The organism is Clostridium thermobutyricum DSM 4928, from assembly GCF_002050515.1.
Taxonomy (GTDB): domain Bacteria; phylum Bacillota; class Clostridia; order Clostridiales; family Clostridiaceae; genus Clostridium; species Clostridium thermobutyricum.
Genome location: NZ_LTAY01000026.1, coordinates 1 through 22,510, shown reverse-complemented (window position 1 = coordinate 22,510; position 22,510 = coordinate 1). Strand labels below are relative to the sequence as shown.

Annotated in this window: 20 protein-coding genes, 1 tRNA gene and 1 rRNA gene; 3 read left to right on the top strand and 19 right to left on the bottom strand. The window is 27.8% G+C overall.

Annotated elements, in window-relative coordinates; all coding sequences use genetic code 11:
- Positions 1-6 precede the first annotated feature (6 nt).
- From CLTHE_RS03845 to tsaD, 9 genes are all read right to left on the bottom strand, one after another.
- On the bottom strand, positions 7-1,389 hold the full coding sequence (locus CLTHE_RS03845; protein WP_080022072.1) for an MATE family efflux transporter: 1,383 nt from the start codon (positions 1,387-1,389) through the stop codon (positions 7-9).
- A 125-nt stretch (positions 1,390-1,514) separates the two neighbouring features.
- On the bottom strand, positions 1,515-2,840 hold the full coding sequence (locus tag CLTHE_RS03840) for a 6-phospho-beta-glucosidase (RefSeq protein ID WP_080022071.1): 1,326 nt from the start codon (positions 2,838-2,840) through the stop codon (positions 1,515-1,517).
- Positions 2,841-2,928: 88 nt separating this feature from the next.
- The gene (locus CLTHE_RS03835; protein ID WP_080022070.1) at positions 2,929-4,020 is read right to left on the bottom strand and encodes a DUF871 domain-containing protein; all 1,092 of its coding nucleotides are present in this window, start codon (positions 4,018-4,020) and stop codon (positions 2,929-2,931) included.
- Between the two features lie 34 nt (positions 4,021-4,054).
- Positions 4,055-4,948, bottom strand: a complete 894-nt coding sequence (locus CLTHE_RS03830) for an N-acetylglucosamine kinase (protein WP_080022069.1) — start codon at positions 4,946-4,948, stop codon at positions 4,055-4,057.
- A 63-nt stretch (positions 4,949-5,011) separates the two neighbouring features.
- Entirely contained in the window at positions 5,012-5,311 is a 300-nt protein-coding gene (locus tag CLTHE_RS03825; protein WP_080022068.1) for a PTS sugar transporter subunit IIA, read from the bottom strand.
- Between the two features lie 36 nt (positions 5,312-5,347).
- Entirely contained in the window at positions 5,348-5,656 is a 309-nt protein-coding gene (locus tag CLTHE_RS03820) for a PTS sugar transporter subunit IIB (protein WP_002598709.1), read from the bottom strand.
- A gap of 322 nt (positions 5,657-5,978) precedes the next feature.
- On the bottom strand, positions 5,979-7,112 hold the full coding sequence (locus tag CLTHE_RS03815; RefSeq protein ID WP_242945614.1) for a S1C family serine protease: 1,134 nt from the start codon (positions 7,110-7,112) through the stop codon (positions 5,979-5,981).
- A gap of 148 nt (positions 7,113-7,260) precedes the next feature.
- A complete protein-coding gene (locus CLTHE_RS03810; protein WP_158082653.1) occupies positions 7,261-8,253 on the bottom strand; it encodes an alpha/beta fold hydrolase in 993 nt (330 codons plus the stop codon).
- Positions 8,254-8,295: 42 nt separating this feature from the next.
- Positions 8,296-9,309 carry a tRNA (adenosine(37)-N6)-threonylcarbamoyltransferase complex transferase subunit TsaD gene (tsaD, locus tag CLTHE_RS03805; RefSeq protein WP_080022066.1) on the bottom strand — a complete coding sequence of 338 codons (1,014 nt, stop codon included), beginning with the start codon at positions 9,307-9,309 and terminating at the stop codon, positions 8,296-8,298.
- Positions 9,310-9,480: 171 nt separating this feature from the next.
- Here tsaD and CLTHE_RS03800 point away from each other — a divergent pair, with 171 nt between their 5' ends.
- Positions 9,481-10,119 carry a RusA family crossover junction endodeoxyribonuclease gene (locus tag CLTHE_RS03800; RefSeq protein WP_080022065.1) on the top strand — a complete coding sequence of 213 codons (639 nt, stop codon included), beginning with the start codon at positions 9,481-9,483 and terminating at the stop codon, positions 10,117-10,119.
- A gap of 12 nt (positions 10,120-10,131) precedes the next feature.
- Positions 10,132-10,701: a GDSL-type esterase/lipase family protein gene (locus tag CLTHE_RS03795; protein ID WP_080022064.1), complete on the top strand. Its 570-nt coding sequence runs from the start codon at positions 10,132-10,134 to the stop codon at positions 10,699-10,701.
- Here CLTHE_RS03795 and CLTHE_RS03790 read toward each other — a convergent pair.
- Positions 10,688-11,644 (bottom strand): NAD(P)/FAD-dependent oxidoreductase, encoded by a 957-nt coding sequence (locus CLTHE_RS03790; RefSeq protein WP_080022063.1) that lies wholly within the window; start codon positions 11,642-11,644, stop codon positions 10,688-10,690. The genes CLTHE_RS03795 and CLTHE_RS03790 overlap by 14 nt on opposite strands.
- Positions 11,645-11,674: 30 nt before the next feature.
- A complete protein-coding gene (gene yedF / locus CLTHE_RS03785; protein WP_080022062.1) occupies positions 11,675-12,244 on the bottom strand; it encodes a sulfurtransferase-like selenium metabolism protein YedF in 570 nt (189 codons plus the stop codon).
- A gap of 191 nt (positions 12,245-12,435) precedes the next feature.
- On the opposite strand from yedF, the gene CLTHE_RS03780 reads away from it, so the two are divergent.
- Entirely contained in the window at positions 12,436-14,295 is a 1,860-nt protein-coding gene (locus CLTHE_RS03780; protein WP_080022061.1) for an LTA synthase family protein, read from the top strand.
- 146 nt (positions 14,296-14,441) lie between these two features.
- On the opposite strand, the gene CLTHE_RS03775 is transcribed toward CLTHE_RS03780, so the two are convergent.
- From CLTHE_RS03775 to CLTHE_RS03740, 8 genes are all read right to left on the bottom strand, one after another.
- Positions 14,442-15,785, bottom strand: a complete 1,344-nt coding sequence (locus tag CLTHE_RS03775) for a TldD/PmbA family protein (protein ID WP_080022060.1) — start codon at positions 15,783-15,785, stop codon at positions 14,442-14,444.
- 12 nt (positions 15,786-15,797) lie between these two features.
- Complete coding sequence (locus tag CLTHE_RS03770; protein WP_080022059.1) at positions 15,798-17,180, bottom strand: TldD/PmbA family protein; 1,383 nt, start codon at positions 17,178-17,180, stop codon at positions 15,798-15,800.
- A gap of 1 nt (position 17,181) precedes the next feature.
- Positions 17,182-18,660 (bottom strand): hypothetical protein, encoded by a 1,479-nt coding sequence (locus tag CLTHE_RS03765; protein WP_080022058.1) that lies wholly within the window; start codon positions 18,658-18,660, stop codon positions 17,182-17,184.
- Positions 18,657-20,057 (bottom strand): sensor histidine kinase, encoded by a 1,401-nt coding sequence (locus tag CLTHE_RS03760; protein WP_002598721.1) that lies wholly within the window; start codon positions 20,055-20,057, stop codon positions 18,657-18,659. The genes CLTHE_RS03765 and CLTHE_RS03760 overlap by 4 nt, the downstream gene beginning before the upstream one ends.
- Before the next feature lie 2 nt (positions 20,058-20,059).
- Positions 20,060-20,743 (bottom strand): response regulator transcription factor, encoded by a 684-nt coding sequence (locus tag CLTHE_RS03755; protein WP_002598722.1) that lies wholly within the window; start codon positions 20,741-20,743, stop codon positions 20,060-20,062.
- Positions 20,744-21,007: 264 nt separating this feature from the next.
- The gene (locus CLTHE_RS03750) at positions 21,008-21,913 is read right to left on the bottom strand and encodes a polysaccharide deacetylase family protein (protein ID WP_080022057.1); all 906 of its coding nucleotides are present in this window, start codon (positions 21,911-21,913) and stop codon (positions 21,008-21,010) included.
- A gap of 209 nt (positions 21,914-22,122) precedes the next feature.
- Positions 22,123-22,197: transfer RNA gene (locus CLTHE_RS03745), tRNA-Asn, on the bottom strand.
- A gap of 54 nt (positions 22,198-22,251) precedes the next feature.
- Positions 22,252-22,510 (bottom strand): 23S ribosomal RNA (locus tag CLTHE_RS03740); the annotation flags it as partial.

The following is a 22,510-nucleotide window of genomic DNA, read 5'->3' as shown; positions in this document are numbered from 1 at the left end:
TAAAGATTAAGATTGAATTACTTCTACCATTTTTTCTTCTACTAAGCTATTAATCCATTTTCGGCCTCTTATTCTCTTTACACATAATATCATTTTAACTATCTCTTCTAAACCACATAAAGCATAAACTATATATACTGGAAGTCCTAATAAAAATGCTCCAATTAAAGCCGCCGGAACTCCAATAAACCACATTGTAGATGCTTCTATATAAAATGATACCTTTGCATCTCCTCCACCTCTTAAAACACCTACAATAGCTATAATGTTATAAACTCTTACAACCATAACTACAGAGGTTACATAAAGGATTGCTTTAGTCCATTCTTTTACCTCATTTGATATATTATAAATATCAACTATTTTTCCAGCTAATAAAATTATAAGAATAGATAATAATATACCTATTATACAACCTAGATTTAAAGAATTCTTACCATATTCAATAGCTTTTTCTACTTTATTTTTTCCTACTTCTTTTCCAACTATAACTAATGATGCACTAGCTATACCAAAAATAACCACTAAAAATAAGTTAGTAACAGTTGTTGCTATTTGAACTGCTGCTATTGCACTTGTTCCTATTCTTCCATATATAATATTGTACATTATTGATCCAAATCCCCAACATGCCTCATTTAAAAGAACTGGCATTACCGTAATCCAAACTTTTTTAACAAAGCTAAACTCAAAGCTCTTAAACTCTTTAAAACTGCCTGCAATTATATTTTTTGTGTAATATAAATATGCAATTATTATTATACATTCAATTATTCTTGCAATAAGAGTTGCTATAGCTGCACCCCTTACTCCCATTGCTGAAAAACCAAATTTTCCAAAAATAAGACCATAATTAAGAACAGTGTTTATACATAAAGCTATTGCACTAGCAATCATAGGTACAGTTGTTTTTTCTACACATCTTGATGCTATTCCAAAATTAAAGCTTATTGCAGTAAAAATATAACTTAGACAAACTGTTGATAAATATTCTGCTCCTATAGCTATAACATTTGAATCAGTATTAAATAAACCTATTATTCCATTTGGAATTGCAAGTGCAAAAACAGTAAATAATCCACCTACTATAAAACTTGCAAATAATCCCATTCCAACTAATTTTCTAATGCTCTCTTTATCATTTTTTCCAAAATATTGTGAAATAAAAATTCCTATTCCACTAAAGAGTCCCATCATAACTATGTTCATTAAAAAAAAGTATTGATTTCCAATACCAACAGCTGCTATTTCTTTTTCACCTAAACTTCCTATCATTATTGTGTCTACAATATTTAAAGAAGATGTTATAAAGTTTTGTATTACTATAGGAAGAGCTATAATAAATACTTTCCTATAAAATTTTTTATCCCCTCTTAATAAATTCCCCATTTATTCCTCCTGTTTTTTAATTTAACATTTACCATTATATCATATTTTTAATATTAATATATTCTACAATTTTTATAAAAAAAGAGTTATCTATTAAAATAGATAACTCTTAATAAAAATATTCATTATTCAAAATGATGTTTAAATTGTGGTAAATAATCTTTGTGAGCTTCTAATAACTCATCTAAAAGAGTTTTAGCCATTTTTTCTGATGGAATTAATGGATTAAGTGCTAAAGCAATTAAAGCTTTATGATAATCTCCTTCTACTGCTGCTTCAACAACAAGTGTTTCAAAAGATTTTATTGTTTGTATTAATCCGTTAACTGAAGCTGGAATTTTACCCATTGCTATTGGTTTAGGTCCATCTTTAGTTATAATACATGAAATTTCTACAGCTGAATCATTATCAATTCCTGTAATAGCTCCATTATTTCTAACATCAACTGGTTGAATATCACCTTTATCATTATAAATTGAATAAATTAATCTACAAGCAGCATCTGAATAATAAGCTCCACCTCTTTTTTCTAATTGTGGTGGTTTTACATCTAAGCTTTCATCTTTGTATAATTCAAATAAATCTTTTTCAAGTCTCTTAACTACCTCAGCTCTTGTTTCACCTTTTGAGAATTCTTTTAATTCATCTTCTAACATTTCTGAAGTTTGGAAATAATATCTGTGATATGGACATGGCATCATTCCTAATGCTTTTATAAAATCTCTATCCCATTCAAAGTCTTTTATATTTTTAACTATTGAACCTAGTTTACCATCAGCCATAGCTTCCATAACTGTATCAGTTACATTATTACCATCTAGATAAATTTCTTTACCAAATACCATATGATTTAAACCAAAGAAATCTAGTCTTATTCTACTATGATCAACTCCTAACATATTAGCAGCTGCTTTTTCCATACCAATTGGAACATTGCAAAGCCCTATAACTTTTTTATTTATTCCATATTTAAGTAAAGCTTCTGTAACCATTCCTGCTGGATTAGAGAAATTTATTAACCAAGCATTTGGACATAATTCAGCCATATCTTTATCAATATCTAATATAACTGGTATAGTTCTAAAAGCTTTAAACATTCCTCCTGCACCATTTGTTTCTTGACCTATAACCCCATGACTTAATGGAATTCTTTCATCTTTAATTCTTGCATCTAAAAGCCCAACTCTAATTTGTGTAGTTACAAAATCAGCATCTTTTAAAGCTTCTCTTCTGTCTAAAGTTAAATGAACTTCCATTGGAATTCCAGCTTTTTTAACCATTCTTTTTGCTAAGTTTCCAACTATTTCAAGTTTTTCTTTTCCCTCTTCAATATCAACTAACCAAAGTTCTCTTACTGGAAGCTCATTATATCTTTTTATAAATCCTTCTACTAATTCTGGTGTATAGCTTGAACCTCCACCAATAGTAACAATTTTTATCCCTTTTTTCATAAGCTTTGCCTTCTTTCCTGTTAACTTATTGATTAAATTTATACAATAAAAGACTATGGTCCAAAGCCCATAGCCTTTTAAGTATAGGCTATTTTTTTAACTTAAAACCAAATTTTCCCCATGGTTCTATTAAGTCTATTAAAAACTTTTCTTCTTCAACTACTCTTGCAACAACATTTGTTTTACCACTATTTTTCATTTCTTTTCTTGCAAGTTGTAATTCACCTGCATATCTAGTATAAAGATCTGATTCAATCATTACATCACCTTTTACCATATCTGGAGTATATGCTGGTGGGAAACTTTCTCCTTTATATTTAACTCTTGATTGAGTTGATCTTATAACATAATCTGAACAATCTCCTCTATTAAAGTGGAATTCTTCTAAAATTATTTTCTTTTGAATTTCTGGAAGATTATCTACTAATTCAACTGTAAGTTCTAACATTTCTCTATTAACTTCACTTAATGCTTTTAATTCTTCTTCACTAGCAAAACAATTTGCTATTATTACATCATCAACTAATCCAGTTGCAAATAAATGTTTAGCTTGTACATCTATAGGTAAATTTCTATGTTCTTCTAAAGTACATAAACCTTCTGATACAGGCCATGGTCCATTTTCAGCAGTTGGTGAATTAACAAATGCTGCTACTTTTATTCCATAATCCTTAAATTGTTTACTACATTTTATAAAATGATCATATCCAAGTCCTGTATAAACATGTGGATAGAAATTATGACATCCATAAAGATTTTCTGTATTTGGATGATATGACATTACATTATCAATATATTTTGTTCCATTACTTACATTTAACTCAATTTTTAAACCATATTTATTGAAAGTCATTATTGCCTCTTCATTACCTGCAAATCCCATATCAAGTCTGATTCCACTTAATCCCATATCTTTAAACATTTTAAGATCTGTTATTGATGCTCCAAGTCCATTGAATACAGTTGGATCTAAATCAGCTATAACTTCCATTCCATGCTTATTAGCCGCATCTAACATTACTTTAAATTCTTTTACTATTTGGTCAACTGACTTTCCTTCAGCTGATAAAAGACAAGTAAATATTCTGCTAAATCCGTATTTAGCTGCTAAATCAATATATTCTACTATTTTATCCATATCACAGTGATTTGGATATATTGAAATTCCTAATCTTTTCATTTATACGTATCCTCCATTCTTAAAAACAAAACTTTTATTTATTATTTTTTTTATAAATATAGTAAGCTCCCTTTGCAGCTGAAACTTCTTCATCAACAAATGAATTTACTTTTATATTATTATTTAAATATTCTTCAAAAGCTTCTCTAAGTATTTTTGATTTTCTTAAAACTCCACCAACTAATCCAATACTACATGATTGGAAATCTAAATATTTGAATACTCTTTCAGCTGCTTTAGCTATTTCTATACCTTCATTAACTAATATAGCTTTAGCCTCTTCATCACCATTTTCAGCATGCTTTGAAACAAGTCCTGCCATTTGTGCTATTTCGTCTTTAGTAGAAGAATAAATAAAATCTATTATATTTGAAACTTCTTTTATGTTTAATTCTTTTAATATGTCTTTAGAAAGTTCACTTCTCTCTAAACCAAAATCTTCTTCTCTTATCATCTTTTTAAAAGCTTCTATAGATATTTTATAAGCACTACCTTCATCACCTAGAAGATGTCCCCATCCTCCACATCTTTTTTCTTTATCTCCATTAATTCCAAAAGCAATTGATCCAGTACCTGCAATAACTAAAATACCATCTTCACCTTTTAATAACGCTTTTAGGGCTAAATCACCATCATTCATAACTAGGGAGTCAAAACCTATTTTTTCTTTTATTTCATTTCTTATAGCTTCAGCATGATCTCCTACTTCAGAACCTGCAATTCCTAAATATAAACCTTTTAAACCTTCTTTACCTAATTTATTAACTATTCCCTCTATAGAATCTGTAATATTTTTCAATGCCTCTTCTCTACCATTTACCAAGTTTCCAAATCCTGTTAGTGTTGTCTCTAAAACTTGTCCTTCTAAGCTGTATGCTACTGCTTCTGTTTTAGTTCCTCCACCATCTACACCTATTACATAATTCATAGCCTTCTACTCTCCTTAAAATATAGTCAATGAACTCTAATGCTACCATTAGAGTTCATAATTTCAATTTATCTTTAAATATAAACTTATCAATTCTTTTGCAACATCTATTAAAAACATACTTGTCATTAATTGATCTTGCGCTTGTACTGATAATAATGAGATTTTAAGACTGATGTCATTTTTCTCATTTTGCATTAAAGTTGATTGTGAAAGTTGTGCATAGGCAAGCTCTTCATTAGCTTTTTGAAGTAAGTAATCTGCTTTTTCAAATCTATTATTTTTAGAAGCATTTATAGCTTCCATAGCATAACTTTTGGCTTCACCACTATGAGCCATAAGATTCAATATAACTTCCTCCATACTATGCACTCTCCCAATCAAGCAATATAAATTTTATTATTTTTCTAATAATTTTAATGCGTGAGCTAAAACTTTTGCTCCATTCATTGTTCCATAATCAACTGTGTTTATTACATCTACTGGTATTCCAGCTGGCTCATATTTTTCTCTCATTTTGTTAAATAAAAATCTAACTTGTGGTCCTAATAATAAAACATCCATTTCGTCTTCATGATTTTTTACATCTGCTTCTGAATATGCTGCTATTTGACATTCAATTCCTTGCTCTCTTGCAGCTGCTTCCATTTTTGTTACTAAAAGACTTGTTGACATTCCTGCTGAACAACATAATAATATTTTTTTCATAATAGTATCCCCCTCATATTCTGGTAATTTTTATTTTATATTTTAAAACCCTTTTATCAGTTATCACACTATTATATATAGCAAGTTGTATGCCAAATTATGAATTCTTTTTTAATATACTTTAATTCTAGTAAAATGTAGCCGTTTTCCTAACTATTTTTCTCTCTATATAGTGTGTATTTATTAAGCACACTATTTTTTCTTTTACACACTTGTTAATTTTTTGTAAAAGAGCATAAAAATAAAGCTAATCACTTAAGACTAGCTTTATTTTTAAATTTAACTTACTAAAAATATATTTATTTTTTAATAAGTTTTTATTTTAATTTTCCATTGTAAGAGTTAAATCTACCTTTTTACCATCACGTTCTACTACTACAGGCACTTTATCTCCAACATTTTTAGTTTCTTTTATTTTATTTAATTCTTCTGCAGTTTTTACTCTTTTTCCATCAAATGAAATAATTACATCTCCTGGTTTCATTCCACCTTTTTGAGCTGATGAGAAATTATTTACTCCTGCAACATATATACCCTCTGGTAATCCTTTTTCTTCAGATAATTTCTTATCTATTGGAACTATTTCTATTCCAAGCATTATTGCTGGTTTTGATAAAACGTCAAGTTTTGATTTAACTTCATTTATTGGAATTGCAAATCCTAAACCTTCTGCTCCTCCACTAACTTTTAATGTATTAATTCCTATTACTTGACCTTCAGCATTAACAAGTGGTCCTCCACTATTTCCAGGATTTATTGCTGCATCAGTTTGAATAAGATTTATTTGTTTTCCAGTTTTAGTATCAACAGTTCTTCCAACTGCACTTATTATCCCTTGCGTTATTGTACTTGCAAATTCTTTTGAAAGAGGAGTTCCTATAGCAACAACTGTTTGACCTGGTTGAAGATTATCTGAATTTCCAAGCTCTGCAACTGCTGGAACTTTAATTTTTTCTTTAAGTTTTAATAAAGCTATATCTTGTGCTTCATCATAATTTACAACTTCAGCAGGTACTTCTTTTCCTGTACTTAAAGTTACATGAACTTCTTTTGCTCCTTTTACTACATGGTAGTTAGTTAAAATTTCACCATTTTCATTTATTATAAATCCTGACCCAATTCCTTCTACTTCTTCTGGGAATATTCCATTTGTCAGTGCAACACTTTTAGTTGAAACTATTACTACTGCTGGTGCTACTTTTTTATATACTTCTTGAATTGTCATTGGTGATGTAGTTTTAAAATCTGGCGAACTTTGCGTAGTAATATTATTATTCTTCTTTAAGAAATAATAAGTTATTCCCCCTCCAACTATTCCAGATATAAAAGAAATTAAAATTATTACTATTACGCCTATAAATATTTTTCCTTTTCCTCGTTTTTTCTTTTTGTCAGGCGAAAAATCATTTATTTCTTCTATATTTTCATGTTCATTTCTAAATTCATTGCTCTCCATTATTATTTCTCCCTCCATTTTATTTCCTATTATATACAATATTATATTAAATTTTTGTGTCATTTTTATGTCATTTTGTAAAAAAAATAATACCTAGCATTCCACTAGGTATTATTCACCAAAAATATAAATTTAATACTTTTTATATTTATTTATTGTTTTCTTTTTCTCTTGCATTTATTCTAATTGCTTGATCAACTACTCTCGTAATAGCTGATGAAACATCTTTAGGATTTTCACTTGCAAATGAATGGCCTGAATAATCTGTATAAAATTCAGTTGTATAATCTTTACTTCCTAAATCTTTCAAAGGATTATCTTTTATATTGCTTATTATATATAATGGAATATTATTAAACATTCCTTTTGTTTCGCTATTACTACTCATATCATATAGATTTTTTGATTCATTATATATAGCTTTTCTATATGGAGCTTTATTCTTTAACCAATCATATTGATCTTTTTCTTTTTCATTAGTAAGATTCTTTTCAAAATCTGGATAATTTGTCGCAAGCCCAATCTTGTCTAATAACCAAGTTAAAGTAAAATTAGCTCCTATTGCTTGTATTTTTTTTCCTCCAAGAGACATAAAATTCTTAAAATTATGATACTCTGATTTATTAGCCTCATTTATTGGATTTATTAAAACTACTCCTTTTACATTACTAGGATGTTCTTTTGCAAAATTAGTTAAAACTAAGCTTCCGTAACCTTCCCCAACTAATATATAATTTCCTGTTATAGCAGCTTTCTTTAAAACTTTTTCTAATTGCTCTGCTTGTTCTTTAGGAGTCATTTTTTCACTTCCATCACTTAATCCATATCCATTTCTATTATATACAAAAGTCCTAACTCCTAATTTATCTAGGCTTTCTATAGTTTTATTCCATTCATACATATTAGTACCTATAGGATTACTAAAAATAACTGTATAATCTCCTGCTCCAGCTGCATGATAATATACTTTTTTTGTATCTATAGTTACATATGTATTCTTTGTCTTAATCATTTCACCTGAAACAAAATTGTATACTAATTGAATTCCAAATCCAATAGCAAATATAGCAATTATTATATAAATAATTCTCTTTATTTTTACTGTCATTGGAACTTTTTCTCTCATATTAATTTTTTTCAAACTGTTTGATTCTGCTAATAAACTCATTAATCTCTTTTAAGTCTATAATTTTAGATTTGGTTTTGCATTTAAATCTAAACTTGACTCCTCTCCTTTTATAAATCTAAAATAAGCAGCACTACCAATCATTGCTGCATTATCTGTACAAAGAATTGGTGATGGGAAAAGAATTTTTATTCCTTTTTCTTCACCTTCACTTATTAATGCTTCTCTAAGAGCTGAATTTGATGCTACTCCACCTGCTATTGCAATTTTATCTAAACCTTTTTTCTCACAAGTTAAGAATACATTATCTTTTAATACACTAACAACTGCATTTTGGAAAGATGCTGCAACATTAGCTTTATTAACTTCAACACCTTGCATTTTAGCTTTATTTAAATAATTTAATACTGCTGATTTAACTCCACTAAATGAAAAATCTAAAGTTTCTTCATGAGCAAATCTTGCTCTTGGGAAATCTATTGCATGAGGATTCCCTTCTTTTGCAAGTTTATCTATCTTTGGTCCTCCTGGATATCCAAGACCTAAAGCTCTTGCAACTTTGTCATAAGCTTCTCCAGCTGCATCATCTCTTGTTTGACCAATTACTTCATAAACTCCATAATCTTTAACATAAACTATAAAAGTATGACCACCTGATACTACTAATGAAACAAATGGTGGTTTTAAATCTTTATGTTGTATGTAATTGGCTGAAATATGTCCTTCAATATGATTCACTCCTATTAAAGGCTTTCTAGTTGCCATAGCTAAACCTTTTGCATATTGAAGTCCAACTAATAATGCTCCTACTAGCCCTGGTCCATAAGTAACTCCAATTGCATCTATATCTTCTAATGTAACATTAGCTTCTTTTAAAGCTTTTTGTACTACTTCATTAATAACTTCAGTATGCATTCTTGATGCAACTTCTGGAACAACTCCTCCAAACTTTTTATGAGTTTCTATTTGGGTTGATATTATATTTGATAATACTTCTCTACCATTTACAACAACAGCAGCAGAAGTTTCGTCACAACTTGATTCTATTGATAATATTGTTTTTTTATCCATTACTCTTTACCTCGTTTAAACTTCCTTAAAAGTAAATTCACTATTTGTAATTATACTTCATATACACTCTATTATCAATTATATACTATGTTATTCAGTATATTTTAATAATGTATGTTAAAATAATCTAAAATAACTTTTATTTTAATTATACCCATAAGGAGTAGTATTATGTCAGATTATGCAAAAATAATTGTTAATGGATCTCCAATAACAAAATCAAATTTTAAATTACATAACAAAGATGGAAGAGCTATTCTTCCTTACAATACTGGTAAATACCATGATAGATATGCTTTATACGAACAAGAAATAGCTTATGTTGCAAGATTACAAAATCCTAATATAGTATTAGAAGAAGGTTTAATTGCAATATTAAAGGTTTTTTATAAAAGTGAAAAAAGACACCCTGATACAATAAATATATCTAAAAGTATATTTGACGGAATTGAGAAAAGTGGACTTATAGTTAATGACGCTCAAATAAAAAAAATTTTTGTTGAAGAATATTATGATAAAGAAAATCCAAGATTTGAATTAGAATTATTTGCGGAAAGTTCTTATGATATCTCTTATTCAATAAATAAAAAAGAAAATCCAACTGAAAAAACAATATATTCACCTATAAAAAATTCTAAAACTTTAAAAACATTAGATAAAAAGAAATCTGAAAAAAAAGATTCACCTAAAGCTTCTAAAGAAAAATTACAATGTGAAATTTGTAATAAATCTCTTAAAGAAGGTGAATATTTAAAAGGAAATGGTGGGAAAACTTTAATTTGTAGAGCTTGCTTTTCTAATCTATTTTAAAGGAGGATTTTTATGAATTTAGATACTATAGTTTTTATTGGAGACAGCTTAACTTTTGGTTATGGAATTTCTAAGAAAGATTCTTTTGTTTATAAAGTTTCTGAAGCACTTCCTGATAAAAAAATTTTAAATAAAGGAGTAAATGGAGATACTTCAAGTGGAATTTTATCTAGATATTATAGAGATGTTATTTCACATAATCCTAAAACTACATTTATTATGTGTGGAACTAATGACCTTTTATCTGGTAGAGATGTTAATTATATTATTGGAAATTTAGAACTTATGATTAAAGATTTAATAGAAATTAATTCTAAGATAATAATTGGTATACCTCCAATTATTTTAAAAGATTTAGCTGAAAATCTATTTTCTCCTTCTTCTTATTATGATTATACAGTTAAAAATCTACCTATTTTAAAAGATAAAATAAATGATTTAAAAGAAAAATATCCTCTAGATATAGTTGATTTTTATACATTATCAAAATCAAACTTATCTAAAGGAATATTTTTAGATGGTATTCATTTAAATGCTTTAGGTAACACTCTTATGTTTAATGAAATTATTAAGCTTTTTTAAGGGATTCTAGGTACTTATGTGCCTCAGTCCCTGCCAATTTTCCCTCAATTTCTTTAACTTCAACACATCTAGCTCCATAAATCACATTACCACATGCAAAAATCCATTCTATTGAAGTTCTATAATTATTTACTTTTAAGCTTTTATTTATTTTATCCATTTCAATATCTAATTTTTCTAACATTCCTATTTCAGGATAATATCCAACAGATAAGAATAAAGAATCACATTCAAATTCTTTTTCTTCAAAAGTCTTTAAATCAATTACTTTAACACTATCCACTCTTTTTCTACCAGCTACCTCTATAAGCTTTGAGTTTTCTAGCAAGTTAATATCAAAACCTTCTATTATTTGTCGATCCTCATCAGAAATTTTATATCCACTATCTGGATTTACTATTAATGCTTTAACATTTCCTCCCTCTAGTTCTACTCTTCTAGCTAAAATTAATGCCCATTTGCTATTTGCTATAATAACTGGATTTTTTCCAGGTAATATTCCATCTATAGTTATTATCCTATGTGCATTTCCTATAGTAAATACTCCTGTAAATTTACTTGTAGGTATAAGCACACTTCCTGTATATCTTTCTCTACATCCTGTAGCTATTATAAGTGCCTTTGTTTTTACTATAGATATTCCATCTTGCTCATTTATATATGTTACTTTTTTATTTTTAGCTACGTCTAAAACAGTTGATTTAAGCTTCATTTCATAATTATATTTATCTAATTGCTCTTTTATATTCTCTACCACTTCTGGTCCTGTTATCATTTCACCATTTAAAGAGAATCCACAATGTATACATTGATTTAATATACCACCATAGTTTTCTTCTCTCTCTAAAATAAGAACTTTCTCAATTCCACTTTCTAGAGCTTTTAGAGCAGCATTCATACCTGATATTCCAGCTCCAACTATAATTAAATCATATTCCTTCATACATTATTCCTCCCTTAATGTAAAGTAATCTTATAATTTTATTACCCTCTTACTATTCATTATTTCTACGATTGTATACATATTTCCTATTTCGCCAACTAGAAGTTTATCTTTTAAATCATAAAAATCTAGACATGCTCCACAGCTTATAACTTTTGTACCTTTATTTTTAATTTCATTTATACTCTCTATAACATTACTACCTTCTGTTGTAAGTTTAACTCCACCATTTAAGAATATCAATTCATCTGGAAACTTATCACTTTCTGATAAAGCATAAAGATAACTCTTCATTAATGTCTTTCCTAATTCATCATTACCTTCTCCTAATTTATCTGTAGTAATTACTATAGAAAAACCATCCACCTCTTCTTTCTTTACTGAAGTATTTCCTTTTTCTATAGTTATATTAAACTCTCCATTAATTTCTTCACTATATGCTTTATATCCTGCACCTTCTGCAAATCTTAATATATTCGCATTAGCAATTTCATTATCAACAATTACAATAGCTGTTCCCTTTTCTATATTATCAAAATATTTTTTTGTTTCTATTACAGGTTTTGGACATAAAAGACCTTTACAATTTATTTTTTCCATATATACACCTCTTTTTTTACTATATTATATCATTTTTAAAGTATTATTTCTTCTTTACTTATACACTAATTCATAATTAATTACATATCTTTTAAATCTAAATCGTTTAAATTCTTAAATTTCTAATTTATTGATATTCTGTAATGTATGTACTATAATTTAGAAAGATAATATTATTAAGGAGTTTTCAAATGATTAAAGATATTAAAAATTTTTCATTAAAAAATATTAATAAAGACCAAATCTTTAGATCAATATTATTTTTAATACCATTATTCGGAATCGTAATAAAAGGAATCCTTCTTCAAGGGTTTATTTTAAACTCCGATCCTTATAAACTAAATTTTAAACTCGGTTTCTCAGATACACGTTATTGCTTAGGTTACTATTTTGCTTTTACTCTTATATTTTTAAGCTTTTCATTGCTTTTTAAAGGAAAGGGACGAGTTATTTATCTATTTATTATAGACTTAATTTTAACTATTTTAACACTAGTAGATTTATGTTATTTTAGAGGATTTTTAACAGTTCCATCAGTTTTAATATTAACTCAAACAGCAAATTTAGATAATCTATCTGGGACTATTTTATCTTTATTTAGTCCATATGATTTATTATTCTTTATAGATTTTATAATAATGGCGATTTATGTTTTCTTTACTAGAAAATCTTACATAAATAGAAAGAAAAGAGCTATTAAAACTTTCATAGCAACTTTAATAATTCCAATTTTATTTATTGCTTATGTTCCATTCAATCTTTATGTCCTGGGAAATAAAAATGTAAAAAATGCGTATTTTTTCGATAATTATGACCCAACAAATACAGTGAAATATTTTTCACCTATAGGTTATCATATAATGGATGCAATAAATGTATATAAAGATTCTAAACCTTATGAGCTTAGTAATGAAGAAAAAACTCAAATAAATGATTACTATAAATTCAAAAATGAAAATTTAAAAAATAACGAATATTTCGGAATGGCAAAAGGTAAAAATTTAATAGTTATTCAAGTTGAATCACTTGAAAGTTTTGTTATTGGACAAAAAATAAATGGAAAAGAAATTACTCCTGTAATGGATAATTTAATAAAACATGGCCTTTACTTCCCTAATATATATGAACAAGTTAATGAAGGTACAAGCTCTGACTCTGACTTAATGGTAAATACATCAATGTTACCTTTAAGACGTGGTTCAACTTTCTTTAGATATCCAGTTAGAGATTATAACTCAATGCCAAGAATACTTGATAGAAATGGATATGAATCAGTAGCTATTCATCCTGATAAAGGTTCTTTCTGGAATTATTCAAAAGGATTACCTGGATTAGGATTTGAAAACTTTATTGACTTCCACTCATTTAATCCTGATGAATTAGTTGGAATGGGACTTAGTGATAAAACTTACTTTAAACAAGTAGTTCCTATGCTAGAAAAACTTAAACAACCTTTCTATGGATTTACAGTAACTTTAACTAATCATGGTCCATTTGATTTACCAAAAAATATGAGAAAATTAAATTTACCTGATGATTTAGATAAAACTGAAATGGGCGGATACTTAGAAAGTGTTCATTATACTGATGAGCAAATAGGAAACTTCTTAACAGATCTTGAAAAAACTGGTTTATTACAAAATAGTATAATTGCTATAGTTGGTGACCATACTGGAGTTCATAAATATTATCAAAGCAGTATAGATTCTTTAAAAACTAAAGAACCTTGGTTTGATGATAAAGGAAATCCAACTGTTCCATTAATTTTATATGAGCCAAATAGTAAAGTTGCTCCAAAAACTTTTGATACTGTTGGTGGACAAATTGATATAATGCCAACTCTTCTATATGCTCTTGGAATTCCTTCAAGTGAATACGAAAATACTGCACTTGGTAGAAATTTATTAAATACTAATAGATCATATGCTGTTCTTAATAATGGAAAAGTAGTTGGAAATTTAAAAGACTTAACTTCTGAACAAATAAAGCTTATAGAAGAAAGTCCTCAAATGTCTGATAAAATGATTAGAGCAAATTATACTCATAAATAAAGTATTCTTTAATAAAATATTTATTTATATATAATTTAAATAGCTAGTTATTTAAATTAAAAACTCTCATGATTATTTCATGAGAGTTTTATTATTTAAAAATATTATAATTTTTAAAGTTTTTATTTAAATAAAATTTCTATAATCTATTCTCCTGCTACAGACATTTCTCCAACATAGATTGAAGGTGATCCAAAACTAGTCATTGGGAATTTTATATCTGAACATACAACTTGAATATTCTTTAATAACTCAAAGAAATTACCTGCTACAGTTATTTGTTCTACTGGTCTTCCTTGCTTTCCATCTACTATCAAGAATCCTTTAGCTGCTAATGAGAAATCTCCTGTTATTGAATTTGCTCCTGAATGAAGCCCTGAAAATTCAGTAACTATAAGCCCATCTTTAACTTCTTCTAAAAGTTGTTCAAAAGTAGTAGTCCCTTCTTCAATGTAGAAATTTGTTGGCCCTACACTAACAGGTGATGCATATGAATTTTTAAATCCACTTCCTGTTGACTTTCTATTAGCTTTATTAGCTGTTTTTAAATTATGAAGAAGTGTTACTAGTTTACCATTTTCTATTATTGATTTCTTAAATGTAGCTACTCCCTCATCATCAAAAGCTACTGATGCTAATCCATCTTTCATAAGTGGATTATCTATTATAGTAAGTTTATCTGAGGCAATAACTTCTCCTTCTTTTCCACCTAAAAGTGAAATACCTTTTTGAGCTAAATCTCCATCAAATATTGACCAGAAAGATTGAAGAAGTGAAACCATAGCTTCATTTTTTATTACAGTTTTATATTTTTTAGATTCTATAGTTTTAGCTCCAACTTTATCCATAGCTTCTTTTATGGCCATTTTAGCTATTTTATTAGGATTTACATCTTCTACTGATTTTGCTACAGCATAACCAAATCCATCATATTTAACATCATCTATATCTAATATTGGAACTATATATGCAGTTAAAAGATTTGATTTATCAGTAAGTTCTAATCCTTTTGAATTCATTAAACCATACTTAACATTAACATAGCCTATTCCACATCCGCCAAAATTAGCTATTTTATCACTTTCTTTTTTACATTCCTTTTCCATTTGAATTCCAAGTTCAATTAACTTATCAGCTTCAATATTTTCTAATTGTGGATGATAATTTTCAACCTTTGAGTATTCTTTATCTCCTTCATAAATAAATTGTTTATCATCATCTTCTATATAAAGAGCTGCAGCTTTTGCATTATTTATAAGCATATCTATTGATGCCTCATCAATTATCTCTGTATAAGAATAACCCATTTTTTCATTTATTTTTGCTCTAAATGAAACTCCAAAAGATTTATTTAGACTATATTTTTCAACCTCTTCTTTATAAATGTTTATACTTAAACTTTCTTTATCAGAAAAATATATTTCAAATTCTTCTAATCCTTCTTCTCTTGATCTATTAAAAAGTTTTTCTTTAAATTCTTTAAACTCCATTTACTGCACCTCCTATCTTCCACCTACTGTAATTTCTTTTACTCTAATCATTGGTTGACCAACATTTACAGGAACACTTCCTGATGATGAACCACACATTCCTTGAGCTTGAAGCCCATTAGTTCCAACCATATCAATATCCATTAAAACTTGGCTTCCTTTACCTATAAGTGAAGCTCCTCTAACAGCATCACCTATAACACCATCTTTAACTAAATATCCTTCTGCAACATTAAAGTTAAATTCACCTGTTACTGGATTTACTGAACCTCCACCCATTTTCTTAGCATAAAGTCCATTTTCAATAGATTTGATTATATCCTCTGGCTTATCAGTTCCTGCTTGAATATAAGTATTAGTCATTCTTGAAGTTGGAGCATATTTATAGCTTTGTCTTCTTGAATTCCCTGTTGGTGCCATATTCATTCTTCTACCATTTAATTTATCTATCATATATCCTTTTAATATTCCATTTTCAATAAGAATATTTTTATTTGAAGGAGTACCTTCATCATCAATATTAATAGATCCCCATGAATTAGGTATTGTTCCATCATCTATTGCAGTAACTTTAGTTGATGCAATTTGCTCTCCTAATTTGCCTGCAAATTCTGAATTTCCTTTAGCAACTGATGTAGCTTCTAAAGAGTGTCCACAAGCCTCATGGAATATAACTCCACCAAATCCATTATCAATAGCAACTGTCATTTTTCCAGCTGGACATTCTTTAGCATGAAGCATTGTTACAGCAGTTCTAGAAGCTTCTACTGCATATCTTTCTGGATCTACTTCTTCAAACATTTCGAATCCCTTACATCTTCCTGGTCCTTCAAATCCAGTTTGATTTTCTCCATCTTTTGATGCAATAGCATTTATTCCGAGTCTTGTTCTAACTCTTCTATCTTCTACAAATGTTCCATCAGTATTTGCAATCATAACCTTTTGGTCTTTATCAGTATAACTAACACTTACTTTTGTAATATCTGTGCTATAATCTTTTGCTTTATTATAAGCAATTTTCATAATATCTATTTTTTTGCTATAATCAACTGCTTCTGGATAAAATTTTATTATATGTTTATTAGGAACTATTATCTTGTCATTTAATACAATATCCATATTAGCTTTAAGCTCACCTAATGCTACTGCTGCTTTATGAGCTGTATCTAAAAGACTAGTTAATGAATTATCATTAGTATAAGCATATACACTCTTTAGCCCCTTAAATATTCTTATTCCTACTCCATAACTTCTTCCACCAATAATATTTTCAACTTTTCCATCTAATATTCCTAAAGAATTAATGATAGAATCCTCTACAAATATTTCAGCAAAATCTCCACCTGTTATCATACATTCTGATAAAACTTTTCCTACTACTTCTTTTGATAACATATTACTCCTCCTCTACTTTCTTTTTGTATTCTTCAAACGATGTATTCCAATAAGTTACATAATCACCTGAACACCATTCTGCCATTATTACTTTAGCTCCTTCATTTAAATCATATCTGAATATAGGGCTTCCTTCTAATTTATTATTATTATTTATTTTATAAACTAATAGTTCCCCTTTTATTAATATTATAGCTAATTTTCCATTTGGTGATGTATAAGCATCTTCTATAGTTGGCATATCTGCTCTTAATAATCTCCAAGGTACATATAAAGTATCATACTTAACTAAATTTGCATTTGGTTTTATATTTGTATCAAAATTATATGATGGATAATTATCATTTACAGGTGATATTTTCCCTTGTATAATCCATTTACCTTGTTGCCTCAAAAGCGTAAAATTCTTATAATTAACATTATTATCAACGAGTTTCTTTTGATTCGGATTTAAATTATTAAGTTCACTTTGAAAAGCGGCTGCAAATACAGGATTTATTTGATTATTATAAATATCTTCTAGTGCTACTCCTTTATTTGATGAGAATATATCAATTGGTACCATTTTATAATAAGGATATTCACCTTTAAAATCATTTCCTCTATATGTTTCTAACCCAATATAATCATTTCCTATATAATTTATACTTTGATATAAATTATAATTTCCATCTAAAGTTTTAGGAACATTGTCCTTCTGTTTTCCGTTTAAAGGATTTACATCAAAAAATTGTTTATAAAATCCATTTTCATAAGTATATCTAGGGAAAACAGTCCACATTCCTGTCATTCTTGGGAATAAAATATAAGGAGCTTCATGTATGCTTACCTTATTATCTTTATAGTTTATCCACAATGTCATATATTTATATCCTGTTTTTCCGCTATCAGTTTTAATAGGAACTTTAAGACCCATTAATACTCCAGTTTCAGAACTATCTTCATTTACTGAAAGACTATTTATATTTGCCTCACCATCACTTGCTATAAAATCTTGATCTTTAATATCACCTATTTTCTTAACTTTAAGCAATATTCCTCTATAATATACATATCCTTCTGTACTATCTATACTAAAAAAATCAAATATAACATTATTCTTATCAGCTGCAGTTATTACATTGACATTATTTACTCCTAAATTTGATACATTATATTTTGATTGATATGAAATGCAATAATTTCCTTCTACAACCTTTAATTTATAATTTACATTTTTAAATATTTGACTATCAATATTAACCATACTATCGCTTATATATATTTTTTTATTTATTAACTTATTGATATCATCTTTAGGATACATATTATTTTCTAAAATCTTATAAGTTTCAACTTTCCATTCTCCTGCTATTGAGAGATCATCATTTACAGGAGGTTTTATCTTAAGCATATTTGTTCCTGGGACTCTTTCACAGCCAGCTAAAGCTAATATAAAAATAGCTAATATAGCTAATATTATAACTATTTTTCCTCTCATATACTAATTTCCTCCATTATTTTTGGAAGCTTAATAGTTACTTCAGTTCCTTCTAAATAAGTACTTTCTATTTCGCACTCTCCTCCATGAAGCTTAACAATTTCATCTGCTATTGATAACCCAATCCCCGCATTAGATTTAGCATTGCTTCCTTTATAGAATTTCTCCTTTACCCTTGGTAATTCTTCTTCTGGTATTCCACATCCATTATCTTTAACTTTAATAAACACGTTTTTATCATCTTGATCAAATATCAAATTTACACATCCATTTGGCTCAGTAAATTTAAAAGCATTATCTAAAATATTAATTAAAACTTGTTTCATTCTATCTATATCCATATTAATATTTAAGTTCCCAACTTTATTATCAAGGTTAAAAATTATCATTTCTCTATTTGCTCTAGGCCTCATATATGCATCTATATGATTTGCAAAATCATTTAAATTAACAATTGTATTTCTTAAAGCAATTTTCCCGCCAGTTAATCTAGAGAAATCTAATAATTCTTCAACCATTGAAGATAATCTATCAGTTTCTTTTTCAATAATACTAAATCCAAGATCTAATGTTTCTTTATCTGTATTTTCATCTTTTAAAGTAATAACCCATCCTTTTATTGCAGTAAGTGGAGTTCTTAACTCATGAGAAACTGAAGATATAAAGTCATCCTTCATTTTCTCTCTTTCTTTAATCTCCTCTGCCATAAAATCAATTGTATTAGCTAGTTGCCCAATTTCATCATCACTTTCAACATTACTTTTTTGATTTAAATCTCCACTTGCTATTTTTTTAGCTGTATCTTCTAATTTTAATATTGGATCTACAATTTTTTTAGCCATAACTAAACTTAATGTAATACCTATTATTAATACAGCTGTAGATACAATAATAAAGAAGCTAATAATAGAATTAATACCTTTATCTATATCTTGAAGTGAAGTAGTAAATCTTATAACTCCTATTATATTGCCATTAGCTATAAGTGGTTTAGTAACAGCCATTACCTTATAAGGACAATAATCAACATTACCAACCCATCTACTAGTTACACCTTTTAAAGCATCCTGTACAGCTACTTCATAAACTGATTTATTATTATGTGCTGCTATAGAATCCATTATAAGTTTTCCGCTTTTATCAAAAATTTGAACTTGAGCAGTACTTTGATTCCAAAAAGCATCAACATTATCATAAATATTTGATATTAATGATGTTGTTGAATAGTATCTATCATAAAAGTTTGATGCTATATCAATTTGATTTATTAACATAGCTTCAGTATTATCATAATAGTATTTCTTTACGAATATAGCTAACAATCCATCTAAAATTATTATTGTTGAAAATATTACTATTAGAAAATTTCTTATTAATTTATGTTTAATACTTTTCATCCTTATTCTTTCCACCTATAACCTATTCCCCAAACTGTTTGTATATAACTAGGACTTGATGCATCATCTTCTATTTTTGATCTTAATCTTCTTATATTAACATCTATTATTTTAGGATCTCCAAAATAATTATATCCCCAAACTGAATTTAATAATTCATCTCTAGAAAAAGCTTTGTTAGGATTTTCTATAAAAGTTTTCATTATTAAATATTCCTTTGGAGTTAAATCAATTTCTTGACCATTTTTAGTTATTTTTTGAGAGTATAAATCTATAATAAAAGGACCATTTATTAATTTATCTCTATTATCCTCATTTTTATTTTCAATTCTTCTAAGTATAGCTTTAATTCTTAATACAACTTCTAAAGGATTAAAAGGCTTAACTATATAGTCATCAGCTCCATATTCAAGTCCCATAATTTTATCCATATCTTGTCCTTTTGCAGTAAGCATTATTATACCTAAATCAGGATACTTAGCTCTTAATTCATTACAAACTTGGAATCCATCTATTCCTGGTAACATAACATCTAACACAGCAACATCTGGCTTATCTTGTAATGCCATTTTTATACCATCTTCTCCTGTACCAGCTTCAATTACTTCGAAATCATTTCTCATTAAATTTATTTTCAAAAATCCTCTTATACTAACTTCATCTTCTACTAAAAGTATTTTAGCCATAAAACTCACCTCTATCTTAATCTTTTATATTTAAAATTTATTTATACTAATTTAGATATATTTTTGTATATTTATATAAATAAGTTTATACTTACGTTTATTATAAACTATTTAAAGTAATTTAATCTACAAAGACATCTATGTATTCATTCATAATTGAAATTTAATATTATATCTACAAAAATTTCTAAATCTAATATAAAAAAGTTATTTATAAAAAAAGCGTAAAATCTAATATGTAATCAAATTTCACGCTATATTCTTCTATTTTATTGTTCTAAACTCGAATCCTTTTTCTTTTAAAAACCTAATAGATTCTTTCAATGATTTTAACGTAGTCTCCTTATTATAAGTATCATGCATTAAAACAATTATATTATCTGCATTATCTCCCAGCTCATTTACACTTGCTTTAAGCTTTTTTAGTAAATTTTTTTCTGATATTTTTGCTCCTTCAGCATCACCATTTAGTGTGTTCCAATCAATATTAAAATATTTTTTCTCTTCTAATTTTCTTTTAACAGCTTCTCTTCCATCCCAAGACCAATATCCTCCCGGAAATCTTATAACTCTATTGTTAAAACTATCTCCAATTACATTTTTTATAGATTTATTAGTTTTCTCTATTTCTTTAAAAAAATAATCAACATCTATTTTTCCATTAGGATATAATTTTTTATAATCATGTGTATATGTATGATTTGCAATAGCGTGTCCATCTTTAACTATATCTTTAAGTATTTCTTTACTTTTATCATTTTTATCTAAACTGCTTCCTAAAACAAAAAAAGTTGATTTTATATTTTCTTCCTTTAAAACTTTTAGAATATCTGGTGTTATCGTCGTTGAAGGTCCATCATCAAAAGTTAAATATGCAACTTTTTTTCCATCATCTCGAATAGGAAAAGTTTTTTTTCCAGTCAATAACTCTCTAATGTTTTTCTCAACCACTTTAGCGTCATCTGCAAATGAATCTTCTTCTAATGGCAAATATCTAATCTCATTTTTTTTCTTTATATCTTCCTTTGTTTCAACTAAGTCATTAGATATTTCACCTGCTATTGCTTTTTTATCATCATTTTTATACAATGATCCGATAGCAATAAATATTCCTACTAATCCTATAATACCAAAAACAGCTAAATTTCTTTTTTTTATTTTTATCCCCATTATAACCTCTTCCCCATAATTTATCTCCAATAATATAATATCATCTAATACTCTATTTTATATTACAATTGATTAAAATAAATATTACAATTTAGTAATATTTATCATAAATTCAATTTTATTTCATTTTATTAAATAGATTAAATTCTCAAAACTACGAAATTTTATTTAAAAGCAAAAAAAAAGAAGCTTATGCTTCAAAATAAAAATGGCTCCGCGAAGAGGACTCGAACCTCCAGCCTATCGGTTAACAGCCGAGTGCTCCACCATTGAGCTATCGCGGAATATTTTTAATTCAGATGTTCTCTGAAAATTACACATGAATTAGTTGATATATATTGGTCAAGCCCTCGATCTATTAGTATTAGTCAGCTGAACATGTTACCATGCTTACACCCCTAACCTATCAACCTTGTGTTCTTCAAGGGATCTTACTAGCTTACGCTATGGGAAATCTAATCTTGAGGTGGGCTTCACGCTTAGATGCTTTCAGCGTTTATCCCTTCCCGACTTAGCTACCCAGCTATGCTTCTGGCGAAACAACTGGTACACCATAGGTCAGTCCATCCCGGTCCTCTCGTACTAAGGACAGCTCCT

Bases quoted from the DNA above. Each gene is read 5' to 3' on its own strand.
- CLTHE_RS03820 (WP_002598709.1), bottom strand. From the start codon at position 5,656: ATGAAAAAAATATTATTATGTTGTTCAGCAGGAATGTCAACAAGTCTT.
- CLTHE_RS03780 (WP_080022061.1), top strand. From the start codon at position 12,436: ATGATTAAAGATATTAAAAATTTTTCATTAAAAAATATTAATAAAGAC.
- CLTHE_RS03840 (WP_080022071.1), bottom strand. From the start codon at position 2,840: ATGAAAAAAGGGATAAAAATTGTTACTATTGGTGGAGGTTCAAGCTAT.
- CLTHE_RS03770 (WP_080022059.1), bottom strand. From the start codon at position 17,180: ATGTTATCAAAAGAAGTAGTAGGAAAAGTTTTATCAGAATGTATGATA.
- CLTHE_RS03765 (WP_080022058.1), bottom strand. From the start codon at position 18,660: ATGAGAGGAAAAATAGTTATAATATTAGCTATATTAGCTATTTTTATA.
- tsaD (WP_080022066.1), bottom strand. From the start codon at position 9,309: ATGGATAAAAAAACAATATTATCAATAGAATCAAGTTGTGACGAAACT.
- CLTHE_RS03790 (WP_080022063.1), bottom strand. From the start codon at position 11,644: ATGAAGGAATATGATTTAATTATAGTTGGAGCTGGAATATCAGGTATG.
- CLTHE_RS03795 (WP_080022064.1), top strand. From the start codon at position 10,132: ATGAATTTAGATACTATAGTTTTTATTGGAGACAGCTTAACTTTTGGT.
- yedF (WP_080022062.1), bottom strand. From the start codon at position 12,244: ATGGAAAAAATAAATTGTAAAGGTCTTTTATGTCCAAAACCTGTAATA.
- CLTHE_RS03835 (WP_080022070.1), bottom strand. From the start codon at position 4,020: ATGAAAAGATTAGGAATTTCAATATATCCAAATCACTGTGATATGGAT.
- CLTHE_RS03775 (WP_080022060.1), bottom strand. From the start codon at position 15,785: ATGGAGTTTAAAGAATTTAAAGAAAAACTTTTTAATAGATCAAGAGAA.
- CLTHE_RS03830 (WP_080022069.1), bottom strand. From the start codon at position 4,948: ATGAATTATGTAATAGGTGTAGATGGTGGAGGAACTAAAACAGAAGCA.
- CLTHE_RS03800 (WP_080022065.1), top strand. From the start codon at position 9,481: ATGTCAGATTATGCAAAAATAATTGTTAATGGATCTCCAATAACAAAA.
- CLTHE_RS03760 (WP_002598721.1), bottom strand. From the start codon at position 20,057: ATGAAAAGTATTAAACATAAATTAATAAGAAATTTTCTAATAGTAATA.
- CLTHE_RS03825 (WP_080022068.1), bottom strand. From the start codon at position 5,311: ATGGAGGAAGTTATATTGAATCTTATGGCTCATAGTGGTGAAGCCAAA.
- CLTHE_RS03750 (WP_080022057.1), bottom strand. From the start codon at position 21,913: ATGGGGATAAAAATAAAAAAAAGAAATTTAGCTGTTTTTGGTATTATA.
- CLTHE_RS03815 (WP_242945614.1), bottom strand. From the start codon at position 7,112: ATGGAGAGCAATGAATTTAGAAATGAACATGAAAATATAGAAGAAATA.
- CLTHE_RS03755 (WP_002598722.1), bottom strand. From the start codon at position 20,743: ATGGCTAAAATACTTTTAGTAGAAGATGAAGTTAGTATAAGAGGATTT.
- CLTHE_RS03845 (WP_080022072.1), bottom strand. From the start codon at position 1,389: ATGGGGAATTTATTAAGAGGGGATAAAAAATTTTATAGGAAAGTATTT.